The organism is Halopelagius longus, assembly GCF_900100875.1.
Classification (GTDB): Archaea; Halobacteriota; Halobacteria; order Halobacteriales; family Haloferacaceae; genus Halopelagius; species Halopelagius longus.
Map to the genome: position 1 here is coordinate 665,964 of NZ_FNKQ01000003.1, position 15,333 is coordinate 681,296.

The 15,333-nt window shown below is 67.8% G+C and carries 14 protein-coding genes; 11 read left to right on the plus strand and 3 right to left on the minus strand.

Features of this window, described 5'->3' with window-relative positions:
* The first annotated feature begins 320 nt into the window (after window positions 1–320).
* The 3 genes from BLS11_RS14220 (at window position 321) to BLS11_RS14230 (ending at window position 2,952) form a co-directional block, all read left to right on the plus strand.
* A complete protein-coding gene (locus tag BLS11_RS14220) occupies window positions 321–1,667 on the plus strand; it encodes an ammonium transporter (protein ID WP_092538408.1) in 1,347 nt (448 codons plus the stop codon).
* Window positions 1,668–1,669: 2 nt separating this feature from the next.
* Window positions 1,670–2,038: a nitrogen regulatory protein GlnK1 gene (locus tag BLS11_RS14225; RefSeq protein WP_092538409.1), complete on the plus strand. Its 369-nt coding sequence runs from the start codon at window positions 1,670–1,672 to the stop codon at window positions 2,036–2,038.
* 197 nt (window positions 2,039–2,235) lie between these two features.
* Window positions 2,236–2,952, plus strand: coding sequence for a CPBP family glutamic-type intramembrane protease (locus tag BLS11_RS14230; RefSeq protein WP_092538620.1), 717 nt, complete (start codon window positions 2,236–2,238; stop codon window positions 2,950–2,952).
* Window positions 2,953–2,995: 43 nt separating this feature from the next.
* Here BLS11_RS14230 and BLS11_RS14235 read toward each other — a convergent pair whose 3' ends face one another.
* The gene (locus BLS11_RS14235) at window positions 2,996–4,798 is read right to left on the minus strand and encodes an alkaline phosphatase D family protein (RefSeq protein ID WP_092538410.1); all 1,803 of its coding nucleotides are present in this window, start codon (window positions 4,796–4,798) and stop codon (window positions 2,996–2,998) included.
* Between the two features lie 185 nt (window positions 4,799–4,983).
* On the opposite strand from BLS11_RS14235, the gene hemL reads away from it, so the two are divergent.
* Window positions 4,984–6,321, plus strand: a complete 1,338-nt coding sequence (gene hemL / locus BLS11_RS14240; protein ID WP_092538411.1) for a glutamate-1-semialdehyde 2,1-aminomutase — start codon at window positions 4,984–4,986, stop codon at window positions 6,319–6,321.
* A gap of 21 nt (window positions 6,322–6,342) precedes the next feature.
* On the opposite strand, the gene BLS11_RS14245 is transcribed toward hemL, so the two are convergent.
* A complete protein-coding gene (locus BLS11_RS14245; protein ID WP_092538412.1) occupies window positions 6,343–7,152 on the minus strand; it encodes a YhjD/YihY/BrkB family envelope integrity protein in 810 nt (269 codons plus the stop codon).
* 101 nt (window positions 7,153–7,253) lie between these two features.
* Between BLS11_RS14245 and BLS11_RS14250 the strand changes: the two genes are divergently transcribed.
* Window positions 7,254–7,706 (plus strand): hypothetical protein, encoded by a 453-nt coding sequence (locus BLS11_RS14250; RefSeq protein WP_092538413.1) that lies wholly within the window; start codon window positions 7,254–7,256, stop codon window positions 7,704–7,706.
* Window position 7,707: 1 nt separating this feature from the next.
* On the opposite strand, the gene BLS11_RS14255 is transcribed toward BLS11_RS14250, so the two are convergent.
* Entirely contained in the window at window positions 7,708–8,145 is a 438-nt protein-coding gene (locus tag BLS11_RS14255) for a hypothetical protein (RefSeq protein ID WP_092538414.1), read from the minus strand.
* A 138-nt stretch (window positions 8,146–8,283) separates the two neighbouring features.
* Here BLS11_RS14255 and hemC point away from each other — a divergent pair, with 138 nt between their 5' ends.
* The 6 genes from hemC (at window position 8,284) to BLS11_RS14280 (ending at window position 15,320) form a co-directional block, all read left to right on the plus strand.
* The gene (hemC, locus tag BLS11_RS14260; protein WP_092538415.1) at window positions 8,284–9,396 is read left to right on the plus strand and encodes a hydroxymethylbilane synthase; all 1,113 of its coding nucleotides are present in this window, start codon (window positions 8,284–8,286) and stop codon (window positions 9,394–9,396) included.
* 82 nt (window positions 9,397–9,478) lie between these two features.
* The gene (gene cobA, locus BLS11_RS14265) at window positions 9,479–10,270 is read left to right on the plus strand and encodes a uroporphyrinogen-III C-methyltransferase (RefSeq protein ID WP_092538621.1); all 792 of its coding nucleotides are present in this window, start codon (window positions 9,479–9,481) and stop codon (window positions 10,268–10,270) included.
* Window positions 10,267–11,010, plus strand: coding sequence for a uroporphyrinogen-III synthase (locus BLS11_RS14270; protein WP_092538416.1), 744 nt, complete (start codon window positions 10,267–10,269; stop codon window positions 11,008–11,010). The genes cobA and BLS11_RS14270 overlap by 4 nt, the downstream gene beginning before the upstream one ends.
* An 18-nt stretch (window positions 11,011–11,028) precedes the next feature.
* Complete coding sequence (locus BLS11_RS19880) at window positions 11,029–11,160, plus strand: hypothetical protein (protein WP_258555477.1); 132 nt, start codon at window positions 11,029–11,031, stop codon at window positions 11,158–11,160.
* Between the two features lie 26 nt (window positions 11,161–11,186).
* Window positions 11,187–12,599, plus strand: a complete 1,413-nt coding sequence (locus BLS11_RS14275; protein ID WP_092538417.1) for a RecJ family nuclease — start codon at window positions 11,187–11,189, stop codon at window positions 12,597–12,599.
* A 126-nt stretch (window positions 12,600–12,725) separates the two neighbouring features.
* Window positions 12,726–15,320, plus strand: a complete 2,595-nt coding sequence (locus tag BLS11_RS14280) for a PAS domain S-box protein (protein ID WP_092538418.1) — start codon at window positions 12,726–12,728, stop codon at window positions 15,318–15,320.
* Window positions 15,321–15,333: the final 13 nt, after the last annotated feature.

Below are 15,333 nucleotides of genomic sequence, written 5' to 3' on the forward strand. Positions count from 1 at the left end.
ACGTCGCGCGCACGCCGGACGCTCCGCCGATTCCAGGCGAGCCTCGTTGTCTGATTTCCGATAAGACGTACGTCGAAAAGTCCGGCAACATTTGTCCAGCAACTGGCCGAATTACGACCTTATATTTCTTGTACACGCATTTATATCGGACGTGCGTCGATTATACGCGCCCGAAACCATCATTTGTCAACACTAACTGTTATAAGCAATCAGGAGTACAGATATGACGAGAACTTCGAGACAAACCTCGGAGAATACACGAAAATAATGTACGACCGTCCATTCACCAGCGAAACGACGACGTTCGACGGAGGTATCGAATGCTAAGTCCCCTGCAAACCGACCTCGCGGCGGTGGTAGAGGGCGTGAACCTCGTGTGGGTGCTGACCGTCACGTTCCTCATCTTCTTCATGCACGCGGGCTTTGCGATGCTGGAAGCGGGGCAAGTCCGCTCGAAGAACGTCGCGAACCAGTTGACGAAGAACCTGCTGACGTGGAGCGTCGGCGTCATCGTCTACTTCCTCCTCGGAGCCGCCGTCTCGACTATCGTCGGCGGACTCACGGGCGGAGGCTCCGTCTCCGTGGGCGGGGCGTTCGCGGACCTGTACGCGCCGGAAGCCACGTCGGCGTGGGTCGATTGGCTGTTCGGCGCGGTGTTCGCGATGACCGCCGCAACCATCGTCTCCGGCGCGGTGGCCGGACGGGCGAGACTCCGCGCGTACGTCGCCTACACCGTCCTTCTGGCGGGCGTCGTCTACCCCGTCGTCGTCGGATTCACGTGGGGAGGCGGCTTCCTCGACGCGATGGGCTTCCACGACTTCGCGGGCGGCATGATAGTCCACGGGATGGGCGGCATCGCCGGCCTGACCGCCGCGTGGATCATCGGTCCGCGGATGGACCGCTACAACGCCGACGGGAGCGCGAACGTCATCCCCGGTCACTCGATGACGTTCGCCGTCCTCGGCACTCTGATTCTCGCGTTCGGCTGGTACGGCTTCAACGTCGGCACCGCCGCCTCCCCCCTCGCCCTCACCGAGAGCGGCGAGGTGACCCTCGGCGCGTTCACCTACGTCGGCCGCGCCGCCCTCGTGACGACTCTCGGCATGGCCGCCGGGGCCATCGGCGCGGCCGGCATGGCCATGTACCGGACCGGGAAGGTCGACACGCTGTACGTCGCGAACGGCCTGCTCGCCGGCCTCGTCGGCGTCACGTCCCTCGCTGACGCCATCGTCTGGCCCGGCGCAGTCGTCGTCGGCCTCCTCTGCGGCGTCCAACTACCCCTCGTCTTCTCGTTCGTCGAGAAGCGCCTGAAGATAGACGACGTCTGCGCGGTGTTCCCGGTTCACGGCTCCGCGGGCGTGCTGGGTGCGCTCCTGTACCCCGCCTTCGCCACGAGCGTCTGGTCCGGAAGCGCCTCGTTCGTCGGCGCGGCCGTCCCGCAGGTCGTCGGCGTCGCGGTCATCGCCGCGTGGACGTTCGCCGCGACGGCGGCCGTCTTCGGCGTCTTCCGCGCGGCGGGACAGGCGCGCGTCACGCGCGAACACGAACGCGAGGGACTCGACACCTCGGAGCACGGCGTAGACACCTACCCCGAGTTCGGCCCCGAATCGGACGCCGGCGTCCGCGCGGACGGCGGTGTGTTCACGGAAGCGGAGCGTGAGGAGTAACTATGAGTGAAGACGTACCCAACGACGGAGAGATTCGACTGGTAATGGCCGTCGTCCGGCCGGACAAGCTGGGCGACGTGAAGCAAGCGCTGGCGGAGGTCGGCGCGCCGTCGCTGACGGTGACGAACGTCTCCGGCCGGGGGTCGCAACCGGCCAAGAAAGGGCAGTGGCGCGGCGAGGAGTACACCGTCGACCTCCACCAGAAGGTCAAGATAGAGTGCGTCGTCGCCGACATCTCCGCCGAAACGGTGGCGGACGCCATCGCAGAGGCCGCCCGAACCGGCGAACCCGGCGACGGCAAAGTGTTCATCATGCCCGTCGACGACGCCGTGCAGGTCCGCACGGGCAAGACCGGACGCGACGCCGTCTGAGCGGTCGGTTCCGACGCGGTTCGACGGTCATTTTCTTCGCGCGAGTACGCCGAAAGCGACCGCACGAACGCGTCCTCGGCGCGGCACCCGACGTGGGCCGCGAGTTTCCGGTCGGAGAGGCCGGCCGACGAGGTGCGAAGGTAGCGAACCGGAAAGACGAAAAGAGCAAAGACCGGGGGTTCGTTCGAACTCCGAGTATGGACGCCTCGCCGGTCACCCTCGCGGGACTCGTCGTCGCCCTCGTCGGCTTCGAGCTGCTGGACCGCGCGAGGGAAGCGCTCGAGTTGACCGGCGACGACGAACTCCGGGACCACCTCTGGAAGTGGGTCGTTCCGGCCGTCCTCCTTGTCGTCGTCGCCCTCGAAGGGAAGACGCTCGCGTCCGTCGGGTGGCGCGTCGGGTCGGCCCCCGAGTTCCTCGGCGACGTGGCCGTCGGCGTCGCGGTGATGCTCGGGACGAACTTCCTGATGGCTCCCGTGTGGGCGCGGGTGGGCGACGGCGGCGAGAGCCTCCTGGAGGGGATTCGGTCGTTCGCCTCGCTGTCGATTCCGGAGCGACTGTTCGTCGCGTTCACGGCGGGCGCGACGGAGGAGTTCGCGTTCCACGGCTACGCCGTCGAGCGACTGCTCGCTCTCACCGGCAGTTACCCCGTCGCCGGGTTCGTCTCGTTCGCGGCGTTCACGCTCGGTCACCACGGGGAGACGTGGGACCGCAACGCCGTCGTCCGCATCGCTCAACCCGCGCTTTTGACGACGCTTCTGTACCTGTGGTTTCGGTCGCTTCCCGTCCTCGTGGCGGTGCACACGGTGAACGACGTGGTCGGACTGCTCGCTGTCGAACGGTACGCACCCGAGGACGCCGACGACGAAAAAGAGGAGGCGGCCGTCGTTCGGTGGTTGGGAGGCGACCGGTAGCGCCCCGGGGACGAACGCTCCCGAGTCGCCCCAGTTCGCCTCGTTACTTCTCGGAGAAGCCCTCGGGCGAGTCGGTCGCTTCCAGTTGCTCCAGTTCGACGCTCCCCGCCGGGACGCGGTACTTCCGGAGGACGTCGCAGGCGGCGTCGGCGTCGTCCACCAAGTCGTCGACGGCGTACGTCGTCCACGTGCAGTGGTCGGGGGTGAACTCCGCGACGGAGTAGCCGTTGTACTTGGCGTTGAAGAACTCCACGTGGGGGTTCTCTTCGAGGACGACTTCGGTCATCCGCTCGTTCGTCAGGTCGTCCGAGCCCTGCTCCTCGGCTATCTGCTCGCCGACGCTCCAGAAGTCCGAGGTGCCGGAGTTGCTGGAGATTGCGGGCGTCATCAGTTCGACGCCGACCTTCTCCTCCTCGGGGACGACGGGCGTGCGGTTCTCGACGCTCTCCCAGTCGTTCAGCAGGTTCGACACCATGTAGGTGTGCATGTCGCCCGTGAACGCGACGAAGTTGTTCACGTCGAAGTGCGACAGTTGGCCGAGGATCTCCCTCCGTTCGTGCTGGTAGCCGTCCCACGCGTCGTAGTTCCGGCCGAACTGCGAGTCGTCGCCGAACGCGAGCCACAGCGGCGAGAGCGCGACTTCGTTCGTCCACGCCTTCCACGTCGCGTCGGTGGATTTCAGCGTCTCGAGGAGCCACTTCCGTTGCTCGAAGCCGAGTCGCGTCCGGTCGCCGTCGTCGGCCTCGGGCGCGTTCGGCGGCGTCCCCCACTGGCGTTGCCCGGCGTCGTCGCCGCCCGGCGGGAGCGAACTGAACAGGCGTTCGTCGGTGACCGGCAGTTCCAGCAGGTCGCCGAAGCGGACGCTGTGCCACAGGTGGAACTGGTCGAGAAGCGTGTCCGCCTCGGGGTCGTACTGGACGCGCGCGGGGTTGTACTCCCACCACGCCTGAATCCCCGCCTCGAACAGCTTCGTCAGGAACTCGGGGTCGTCGCTCTTGGGGTGGTCGTCCGTCCACGGGTTCTGGTTCTCGTAGTCCCAGTAGCGGTTGTTGATTATCTCGTGGTCGTCCCACGTCGGGATGAGCGTGTGGTTGGCCAGCGCCTGCTGGAAGAACTCGTCGCCGCGGTACGTCTGCCAGAGGTGCCGGTAGTCCTCTAAGTTCCACACCACGTCCTTACCGCTGGGGAGTTCGACGGAGCGCCCTTCGAGTTCGGAGTCGCCCGCGTACTCGTAGATTTGGTCGCCGAGGTGGACGATGTAGTCGACGTCCTCTTCGGCGATGTAGCCGTACGCCGGGTAGTAGCCGCTCTGGTACGACTGGCAGGTGACGACGGCCAGACGCACGCTGTCGGGACTCGCGTCCGGCGCGGGGAGCGTGCGACAGCGACCGACCTGACTGTTCGCACCCGCGTGGTGGAACTGGAAGTAGAGGTGGCTGTCGCCCGGGAGTTCCCCGTCCACGTCCACCTTCACCACTCGGTCGTGGTCCGCCGTGACCGAGTCGGCCTCGACTTTCCCCTCGTACACCGTCTCCGAGAACGACTCGTCGGTTCCGACCCGGACGTACACGGGGTCGGAGTCGGAGTGTGCGCCCTCGGAGAGCTTCGTCCAGAGGATGGCCCCGGAGTCGGTGGGACCCCCGCTCGCGACCGACAAGGGGAACGCGTCGGCGTCGGCCCCGTCCGTCGTCCAATCGACGGCGCCTTCCTCGACCGACTCGGCGCTGACGCCGCGGACGATGTCGGCGTCGAGAAGCGGCGCGGAGGCACCGACCGCCGCGGCACCAGCCGCTTTCATGAAGTTTCTTCTGTTTGTTACATTCACGTCGTCTTGTTTGTCCGCCATGAGGCAGTTAGGCGGGCGTCCGACTGTATAGTAGCAGTTTATAATATGTATATTGACAGTTGGGGAGAGGGGGTGAGCGGTACGGGGAGAGGGAGTCGCGACCGGACCGGTACGTCGGCGTCGAACGGGGTCGGTTCGACTCCCGAACCCCGCACTTCTTTTTCCCACCGGCCGAACCGCCGCCCATGAATCACGACGAGTCCCGCGACCTGTACGACCGGGCGCTTTCGGTGATGCCCGGCGGGGTCAACTCATCGGTTCGCGCGGTGCGACCGTACCCGTTCTTCGTCGAACGCGGCGACGGCGCGCACGTCGTAGACGCGGACGGGAACCGCTACATCGACTACGTGCTGGGCTACGGGCCGTTGCTGTACGGCCACGACATGCCCGACCCGGTTCGCTCGGCGGTGCAGTCGTACGCCTCCGACGGCCCGATGTACGGCGCGCCCACCGAGATAGAGGTCGAACACGCCGAGTTCGTCGCGCGGCACGTCCCGAGCGTCGAGAAGGTGCGGTTCGTCAACTCCGGCACCGAGGCGACGGTGTCCGCGGTGCGCCTCGCCCGCGGGTACACCGGCCGCGACAAGATAGTCGTCATGAAGGGCGGCTACCACGGCGCACAGGAGTCCACCCTCGTCGAGGGCGAACCCGGCGACACCGCTCCGAGTACGAAGGGCATCCCCGACTCGTTCGCCGAGCACACCATCCCGGTGCCGTTCAACGACCCCGAGGCCGTAGACGAGGTGTTCGAGGAGTACGGCGACGACGTCGCCGCCGTCCTGACGGAACCCATCCTCGGCAACACGGGCATCGTCCACCCCGTCGAGGGCTACCTCGAACACCTCCGCGAGGTGACCGAGGAGTACGGGTCGCTCCTGATATTCGACGAGGTCATCACCGGCTTCCGCGTCGGCGGCCTGCAGTGCGCGCAGGGGAAGTTCGGCGTCACGCCCGACGTGACGACGTTCGGGAAGATAGTCGGCGGCGGGTTCCCCGTCGGCGCCATCGGCGGGCGCGCGGACATAATAGAGCAGTTCTCGCCCTCCGGCGACGTGTTCCAGTCGGGCACCTTCTCCGGGCACCCGGTGACGATGGCCGCGGGTCACGCCTACCTGACGTACGCCGCGGAGAACGACGTCTACGACTACGTGAACGAACTCGGCGAGAAACTCCGCCGCGGCCTGACCGACGTCGTGGAGGACAACGCCCCCTCCTACACCGTCGTCGGCACCGACTCGATGTTCAAGGTTATCTTCACGCGCGAGGGGCCGGACGACCTGACGGGCGCGTGCGAGGCCGGATGCGTCCAACGGGAGTCCTGCCCGCGGTACGACTACTGCCCGAAGACCGGCGCGGACGTGGCGAACGCCGAAACCGAGCGCTGGGAGCGCATCTTCTGGCAGGAGATGAAAGACCGCGGCGTCTTCCTCACGGCGAACCAGTTCGAGTCGCAGTTCGTCTCCTACGCCCACACCGAGGAGGACATCGAGCAGACGTTGGAAGCGTACAAAGAGACGCTGTAGCTCCGCATATCGGAGCTCTCGCTATCCGGTGTCGAACGCGCTGTCTGCGTCGGCGTCGGCGGCGGCGAGTTCGCCGCTGAGCGTCTCGTTGACGATGAGGCCCAAGAAGAGGACGAACGAGGCGACGTACACGCTCGTGAGGATGATGATGATGCCGCTTATGACGCCGTAGATGGCGTACCGCGAGGCGTTGACGGCGTAGAGGTGGACGACGACGAGGAGCGTCGTCCATCCGACCGCCGCGATGAACGCGCCGGGAAGCGCCGCCGTCGGTTCGGTTATCCGCCGCGCGGGGACGTAGTACGCCGGGAGGAACGCGACGGTGAGGACGGCGAGGAGGGTCACGACGGCGGCGGCGGAGACGAACGGCGAGTTCGGGAACAGCGAGAAGACGACGCTCGTACAGAGTATCAGAGAGAGCGCGAGAACCAAAGAGAGGAGGACGGCGACGGCGCCGCGGAGTTGCTCGGAGTACGATCGGTCGTCCTCGCCCTCGACGCGTTCGACGACGGTCAGAAAGCCGACGGCGACGTTCGCTCCGCTCCACGCGAGGACGAGAATCGCGAGCACCGTCGAGCCGAGTCGCCCCGAACTCGTCACCGCCGCCTCCCACACCAACGCCTGGACGTCGGGCGTGAGAAACGGCGGCGTCACCTCGTGAACCCGGACGGCCGCCGACCGGTCGACGAGCGTCAGCACCAACAGCAACAGGGGAAACAGCGCGACGAAGCCGTAGTACGCCAGCGACGCCGCCGGGTACTCCACGTCGTGTTCCTGCGTCGCTCGGAGGACCGCCAAGAGAAAGTCGGACCGCCCGCCGAGATACGACATACCCCGCCTACGGAGTCGAGACGTAAAACCGCTGTAGCGGCGTCGCCGCGTCGTCGGAACCACCGGCTCCCTTTTTCTCCCCGGAGCGCGTCCTGTCAACTATGGACGCAGAAGTGCGAACAGACGCGGGTGCGACGCGGGAGTACGACGACCCGTTGGGCGACATCCTCCCGCGGGCGGACGTCGACTCCCGGTGGTGGTACTGGATAGCGGCCGTCCCGGCGTTCGGCCTCGCCGCCCTCGTCGGGGGCGTCTTCTTCCTGTTCGGCTTCCTCTTCGATTTGTTTCTGACCGGCGGCCTCCTCACGTTCGGGGCCGCGTTCTTCCTCGTCCCCGCCGCCGGACTGGTCGGATTGGTGCTGACGGTGATGTACCCCATCGCGACGTACGTGGACGCGCGGGCGGTGGCGGAGTCCCGCGCTGAGTGGACGCCCGACCCCCTCGTGTGGGGACTCGTCGCTCTCGCCAGCGTCGTCCTCAGCGCGTTCTCCCTGAGCGTCGTCGCGTCGCTGTACTACCTCTACAAGCGCCACGGCGCGGTCGGAACGCCGTAACCTACTCCGACCGGCCGCGGGCCGCGGGGTCCACGCGGACGACCATCTTCTGCCGCACCCGACGCGATACGAGAGCGACCGCGAACCCGAGCGAGCAGAGCCAACAGACCGCGTACGCGGCGGCGAGGGGCACGACTCGCCCGCGGACCCGAGCGTCGTGAACCCGACGACAGCGGCGATGAAGACGGTGACCGAGAGCGACGTGAGGAGGCCGAACGCCCAGACGCGGAGGAGCGACGCGCCGGGGGACGTATAGTTCACCCACCCCGACGGCGACGGCGGCCGCGACCAGCGAGAGCCACCCCGGCGCGGCGGGGAGACTGGGAACGGCTGTCACGACCGTATCTATCGGCGATACGGCGGGCAGGAGGCCCGCCCATACGAGGGCGGTGCGGAACAGGTCGGCGAGTTCGTCGCCGAGGCGGGCGGGGAGGGACACGGGCGACGATTCGTATCGGATGCTGAATACGTTTCGGCGAGCGGACGGGACGACGCCGAACCGGCCGAAGACGGGGTGACGGACGCGCGGACGGAAGTGGTGGCCTTTTCACCCACCGGCGCGCACGTTTCGACAACGATGACACGCGGGACACTCCGACTGGCGACGCGAGGGTCGAACCTCGCGCTCCGGCAGGCGGCGAGCGTCCGGGAGGCGCTCTCCGACCGCCGATTCGAGGTAGAACTGGTGGAGGTGGAGACGCGCGGCGACGAGGTGCGCGACGAACTCATCCACCGACTCGGCAAAACCGGCGCGTTCGTCCGGGCGTTAGACGAGAAGGTGCTCGACGGGAGCGTCGACGCCGCCGTCCACTCGATGAAGGACATGCCGACGGAGAGCCCGCAGAACCTCGTGGTCGCCGGCATCCCGCCGCGAGCGCCCGCGGGCGACGTGCTGATTACGCCCGACGGCTCCGAACTGGAGGACCTCCCGGCGGGCGCGACGGTGGGAACGTCGTCGCTCCGGCGGAAAGCCGAGATTCTCGCCGCCCGTCCGGATTTGGAGGTCGAACCCCTCCGCGGCAACGTCGACACCCGCGTGGAGAAGCTCCTCGCGCCGTCGCTACAGGCCGAACACGAGAAGCGCGTGGACGCCGACAGGGAGAAGAAGGGCGAACAGGCCGTGGCGTCCGCCAAGGGCGAGGAGTACGAGGCGGAGTTCGACGAGTCCATCGAGGAGTGGTTCGACGGCCTCCGCGAGATAGAGCGCCGGGCCCTCGAACGCGACGTGGACACCGAGTACGACGCAATCGTCCTCGCGGAGTCGGGCCTCGAACGGAGCGGCCTGCTTCACAACGTCGAGTACGTCCGCCTGCCGACGAACGAGTTCGTCCCCGCGCCGGGGCAGGGCGCGATAGCGGTCACGACGCAGTACGGCGACGTGGCCGACGACGTGCGCGACGCCATCGACCACCCGCGAACCCGCGTGGAGACGACGGTGGAACGAACCGTCCTCGCGGAACTCGGCGGCGGGTGCGTCGCGCCGATGGGCGCGCACGCCAAACTGCAGGGGAAACACGTCCACGTCACCGCGCGAATCCTCTCGGTGGACGGCGAGGAGGAGGTCCGGGGGTCCCGGGACCTGCCGGTGGAGAACCACGCGAACGCCGCCGTCGAGTTCGCCGAAACGCTCGCCGAACAGGGGGCCGACGAACTCGTCGCGGCCGCCCGCGAACTCGCAGACGAGGAGTGAGACGATGAGCGAGGAACCCACCGACGACGCGCGGACCGGGGCGGGCGACGACGCGGACGCGGCGGCGGACGCCGCGCCGGGGATGGTCTACCTCGTCGGAAGCGGACCGGGCGACCCGGAACTGCTGACGGTGAAGGCAAAGCGCCTGCTTTCGGAGGCGGACGTGGTGCTGCACGACAAGCTCCCCGGCCCGGAGATTATCGGCCAGATACCCGAGGAGAGACGCGAGGACGTGGGCAAGCGCGCGGGCGGCGAGTGGACGCCGCAGGAGTACACGAACCACCGGATGGTCGAACTCGCCCGCGAGGGCAAGACGGTGGTGCGCCTGAAGGGCGGCGACCCGTTCGTCTTCGGCCGCGGCGGCGAGGAGATGGAACACCTCGCCGAATCGGGCGTCCCGTTCGAGGTGGTGCCGGGCATCACCTCCGCCATCGCCGGCGCGGGCGTCGCGGGCATCCCCGTCACGCACCGCGACCACACCTCCTCCGTCTCGTTCGTCACCGGCCACGAGGACCCGACGAAGGAGGAGTCGGCCGTCGATTGGGAGGCGCTGGCCGCGACGGGCGGGACGCTCGTCGTCCTGATGGGCGTCGGCAAACTGCCCGACTACGCGGCGGCGCTTCGGGACGCCGGGATGGACGGCGAGACGCCCGTGGCACTCGTCGAACGCGCGACGTGGCCGGAGATGCGCGTCGCCACCGGGACGCTCGACACCATCGTCGACGTGCGCGACGCCGAGGGCATCGAACCGCCCGCGATAACGGTCATCGGCGACGTGGCGGCGACGAGAGACCGAGTGGTCGAGTTCCTCCGGAACCGGACGGGCGAACTCCCGGCCGGAACCCCCGCCGACCCGGAGGTGCGCGAGGGGTGAACCGCGACGTTCGCGTCGCCGTCTTCCGCCCGGACGACGACAGACTCGCAGACGCGGTGGAACTGCTCGATTCGCTCGGCGCGAGTCCCGTCCCCGACCCGATGCTCGAAGTCGAACCGACGCAAGCGACGCCCGAGGCGGCGGAGTACGTCGTCCTGACGAGCAAGACGGGCGTCGAACTGCTCGCGGATGCGGGGTGGAGCCCCGGCGATTCGACGCTCTGTTGTATCGGCGCGGCGACGGCCGACGCCGCCCGCGACGCCGGGTGGACCGTAGACCGGGTGCCCGAGGAGTACACCTCCGCCGGACTGGTCGAACACCTCCGCGAGGAGGTGGCGGGCGCGACGGTGGAAGTCGCCCGGTCGGACCACGGCAGCGACGTGCTCTTAGACGGCCTGCGCGAGGCGGGCGCAGAGGTACACGAGACGGTGCTGTACCGCCTCGTCCGCCCCGAAGGGGCGGGCCAATCGACGGTGATGGCCGCGGGCGGCGAACTCGACGGCGTCTGTTTCTCCTCCTCTCTCACCGTCGAGAACTTCCTCGACGCCGCGGCGGAACGCGGCGTCCGCGAGGAGGCCATCGAGGGCCTGAACGACGCCGTCGTCGGTGCCATCGGCCCGCCGACGCGCGAGACGGCCGAATCGCTCGGCATCGACGTGGACGTGGTTCCGGACGCCGCCGACTTCGAGGAACTCGTCTGCGACGTGGTCGAACGCGCCGCCCCCACCTACCACGAGTGAGTCCGGAGGACCCGAGCGGTGGCGCGTGACCGGCGGTCGGTCGGCACCGTCGCCGCGGGCCTCTGGTACGACGGCATCTTCGCCGCGACGGCACTGCTCTCGGCCGTCGAGCGCCGGACGCGGGGCGACGGCGCGCAGGCGAGAGTTTAAACCCGAGACCGAACCTACACCGGGTAATGGCAGGTCCCGTCCCCGAACTGGAGTCGCGCGCCGAGGCGTGCGCGGAACGACTGCGCGAAGCGGACGAAGTTCTCCTCGCCTCGCACATCGACGCCGACGGGTTGACGAGCGCCGCCGTCGCCTCGACGGCGTTGGAACGGGCGGGGATACCCTTCGAGACGGTGTTCTCGAAGCAGTTAGACGAGTCGGAGGTGGCGCGGATAGCCGCCACTGAGTACGACACCGTGCTGTTCACCGACTTCGGCAGCGGTCAGTTGGACGTCATCGCCCCCCGCGAGGAGGCGGGCGACTTCACGCCGGTCATCGCCGACCACCACCAACCGGCCGACGCAGAGACGGAGTACCACCTCAATCCGCTGCTCTTCGGCATCGACGGCGCGTCGGAACTCTCCGGGGCGGGCGCGAGCTACGTTCTCGCTCGCGCACTCGAACCGAAGGGGTGCGACAACCGCGACTTGGCCGCCCTCGCCGTCGTCGGCGCGGTGGGCGACATGCAGAACTCCGACGGCGGCCTGCACGGCGCGAACGCCGGCATCGTCGAGGAGGGCGTCGCCGCGGGCGTCGTAGAGGAGGCGCGGGATTTGGTCCTCTACGGGCGGCAGACCCGCCCCCTCCCGAAGTTCTTGGAGTACGCCAGCGACGTTCGCATCCCCGGCATCTCCAACGACGCGAACGGCGCGGTGCAGTTCCTCTCGGACCTCGATTTGGACCTGAAGGCCGACGGCGAGTGGCGGCGGTGGGTGGACCTGACGATGGACGAACGGAAGACCCTCGTGAGCGCACTGCTGCGCCGGGCCATCGCCTCGGGCGTCCCCGCCGACAGAATCGAGAATCTGGTCGGGACGACGTACACGCTGACCGACGAGGAGGCGGGGACGGAACTCCGCGACGTGAGCGAGTTCTCCACGCTCCTGAACGCGACGGCGCGGTACGAACGCGCGGACGTGGGACTCGCGGTCTGTCTCGGGAACCGGCAGGGCGCCCTCGACAGCGCCCGGAAACTGCTCCGAAACCACCGGCGCAACCTCTCGGAGGGGCTCCAGTGGGTGAAAAACGAGGGGACGACCGTCGAGGAGAACGTCCAGTGGTTCGACGCTGGGACGAGAATCCGCGAGACCATCGTCGGCATCGTCGCCGGGATGGCAGTCGGGTCCGGCGGCATCTCCCGGAGCAAGCCGATACTCGCGTTCGCGGAGAAGTCCGACGCGGAGGTGAAAGTGTCCGCTCGGGGGTCGCACGTCCTCGTGCGGAAGGGACTCGACCTCTCTGCGGTGATGCGGGAGGCGTCGCAGGCCGTCGGCGGCGACGGCGGCGGCCACGACGTCGCCGCGGGCGCGACCATCCCGAAGGGGAGAGAACGGGAGTTCGTCGCGGAGGCCGACCGCCTCGTCGGCGAGCAACTCGGCTGAAGCGGCGTTTTCGCCTCCGATTCCGCCGGAAATCGGGGCGTAAAACGCGTGAAACCGTGTGAAATTCGGGCGAACGGAACGTAACTGACGCGGCGCTTATCTCCGTAGCGCTCCGAACTGGGGGAGATGTCCCCCGCACCGAACGGCACATCTCCGCCGTGCGAGACGACGAACGAGGGCCCGACGATGGACGTTCCCGTCGGGAACCTGCTGTCGCGAGCGGAGATTGCGACGTTCGAGTTGACCCCCGACGGCACTGTGTCCGACGTTAACGAGGCGTTCACCGCCCTCACCGGGTTCGCTCGGGAGGCGCTTCTCGACCGCCCGTTCTCTCACCTCGCGGCGTCCGGACACCTGCCGCCGTCGGTGGAGACCCTCCTGCGAGAGAACGACGGCGCGGACCCCCGCGAGTCGGTGAATACCACCGCGTCGTTGGAGACGGAGTCCGGGACCGCCGTCCTCTGTGAGGTCCACCTCCAACGGGTCGAACGACCCGACGGCGGCGAGCGATATCTCGGCGTCGTCCGGCCGAAGGGTCGCCGCGAACGCGAGGGAAGCGACGGACGCGAACGCCCCGAGGACGCGCCGGCGAAAGCGTTCGTCGCCCTCGCCGACGCCGTCCGAGACGGCATCATCGTCCTCGACGCCGACAGCCGGATACAGTACGCGAACCCCGCCGTCGAGCGGATTCTCGGCCACTCGCCCGAGGAGTTAGTCGGCGGGAGCAAGATACAGATAATCCCCGAGCGACTCAGGGACGTCCACCTCGACGCCCTCCAGACGTACCTCGACACCGGCGAACGCAACATCGACTGGGGGTACGTCGAACTGCCGGGACAGCACAAGGACGGCTACGAAGTTCCGCTGGGTATCTCGCTGAACGACTTCTTCTTCGAGGGAGACCGGTACTTCGTCGGCCTGTTCCGGGACATCTCGAAGCGAAAGAAGGCCGAGAGAGAACTGGCCGCGAAGGCGGCCCAACAGGAGACGGTCGCGGAGTTGGGCCACGAGGCACTCACTGCGACCGACGTCGATTCGCTCCTCGACGAAGTCGTCGGGCGCGTGGCCGACACCCTCGACGCGGAGTACTGCGAAGTGCTCGAACTGGACGCGGCCGACGGGCAGTTCCGGTTCCGCGCGGGCGTCGGGTGGGACGACGACGTCGTCGGGTCGGCGACCATCCCCGTCTCGGAGACGACGCAGGCGGGGTACACGCTCAGCACCGAACGGCCCGTCGTCGTCGAGGACTTCGAGACCGACTCCCGGTTCGACGGTGCCGACGGAATCGCCGACTTCGGCGTCCGGAGCGGAATCGACGCGATAATCGGTCCCGTGGACGACCCGTGGGGTATCCTCGGCGTCCACGACGCGGCGGCGCGGGATTTCTCCGCGTACGACGTCCACTTCGTCGAGAACATCGCCCACATCGTCGCAACCGCGATAGACCGACACGCCTACACCCGGACGCTGGAGGTTCAGCGGGAGGAACTGGAGGCGTTGAACCGCCTGAACAGGCTCGCACAGGAGATTCAGCGGGCGATAATAACCGAGTCCTCCCGCGAGGAGATAGAGCAGTTGGTCTGTGACCGACTCGCCCGCAAGGACAACTACGCGTTCACGTGGATAGGGCAGGTGGACTTGGCCGACCAGACGCTCACCCCCGTCGCGCGGGCGGGCGACGATAAAGGCTACGTGGACGACGTGACGGTGACCCTCGACGAACGGAAGACGGGGAAGGGGCCCGCCGGGATGGCGGTCCAGACCCGGGACGTACAGATAGTCTCCGACGTGGAGACGGACGAGGCGTTCGGACCGTGGCGGGAGGCGGCCCTCGAACGCGGCGTGCGGTCGGTCGCGACGATACCCATCGTCTACGAACAGACCGTCTACGGGGTGCTCGGCATCTACGCCGAGGAGAGAGACGCGTTCGGCCCGGACGTGCAGTCGATCTTCGGGTCGTTCGGCGAGATGGTCGGCCACGCCATCGCCGCGGCGACGCAGAAGCACGCCCTCCTCACGAGGGAGATGACGGAGGTGACGCTCCAGTTCCGGAACCTCGCGGACCTCTTGGACGGTCAGGAGTCGGACATCCCGCGGCTAGAGGTGTCGCAGGTGGTGCCGACCGGACAGGAGAGCTACGTCCTCGTCGGGACGGCCCCGCCCGAATCGGAGGCGACGATTCTCGGACTCGCGGCGGGAGTGCCGTCGATTTCGGACGCGAACGTGACCGAGGTGAGCGACGACGAGTCGGAGTTCAGAGTGCGGATACGGAGTCCGCCGCTCATCTCACAGGTGGTCGCCCGCGGCGGACGCGTGAGCCGAATCGTCGTCAACGACGCCGGACTCACGGCGACGATGGAACTGCCGCCGCACGTCGAGACGGCGGAGATAGTCGAGGAGGTGAAGGCGTCGTACCCGAGCGCCGACGTCCTCCTCCAACGGCGAAAGACGGTCGAACGGCCGGTCGTCTCCGAGAAGGGACTGCTCGAGTCGTTGACCGAACGACAGCGCACCGCTCTCGAACTGGCCTACCGCCGAGGGTACTTCGAGTGGCCGCGGAAGAACAGCGGAGAGGACCTCGCGGAGATTCTCGGCGTCTCCCCCGCGACGTTTCACCAACACCTCCGGACCAGCGAACGGAAGCTACTGACCGAGATACTCGACGGGGCGGGACTGTCCGCTGACGCGTCCCCCGAGCGACGATCTGGGAACCGCAGTTAGACTGGCTGAACCT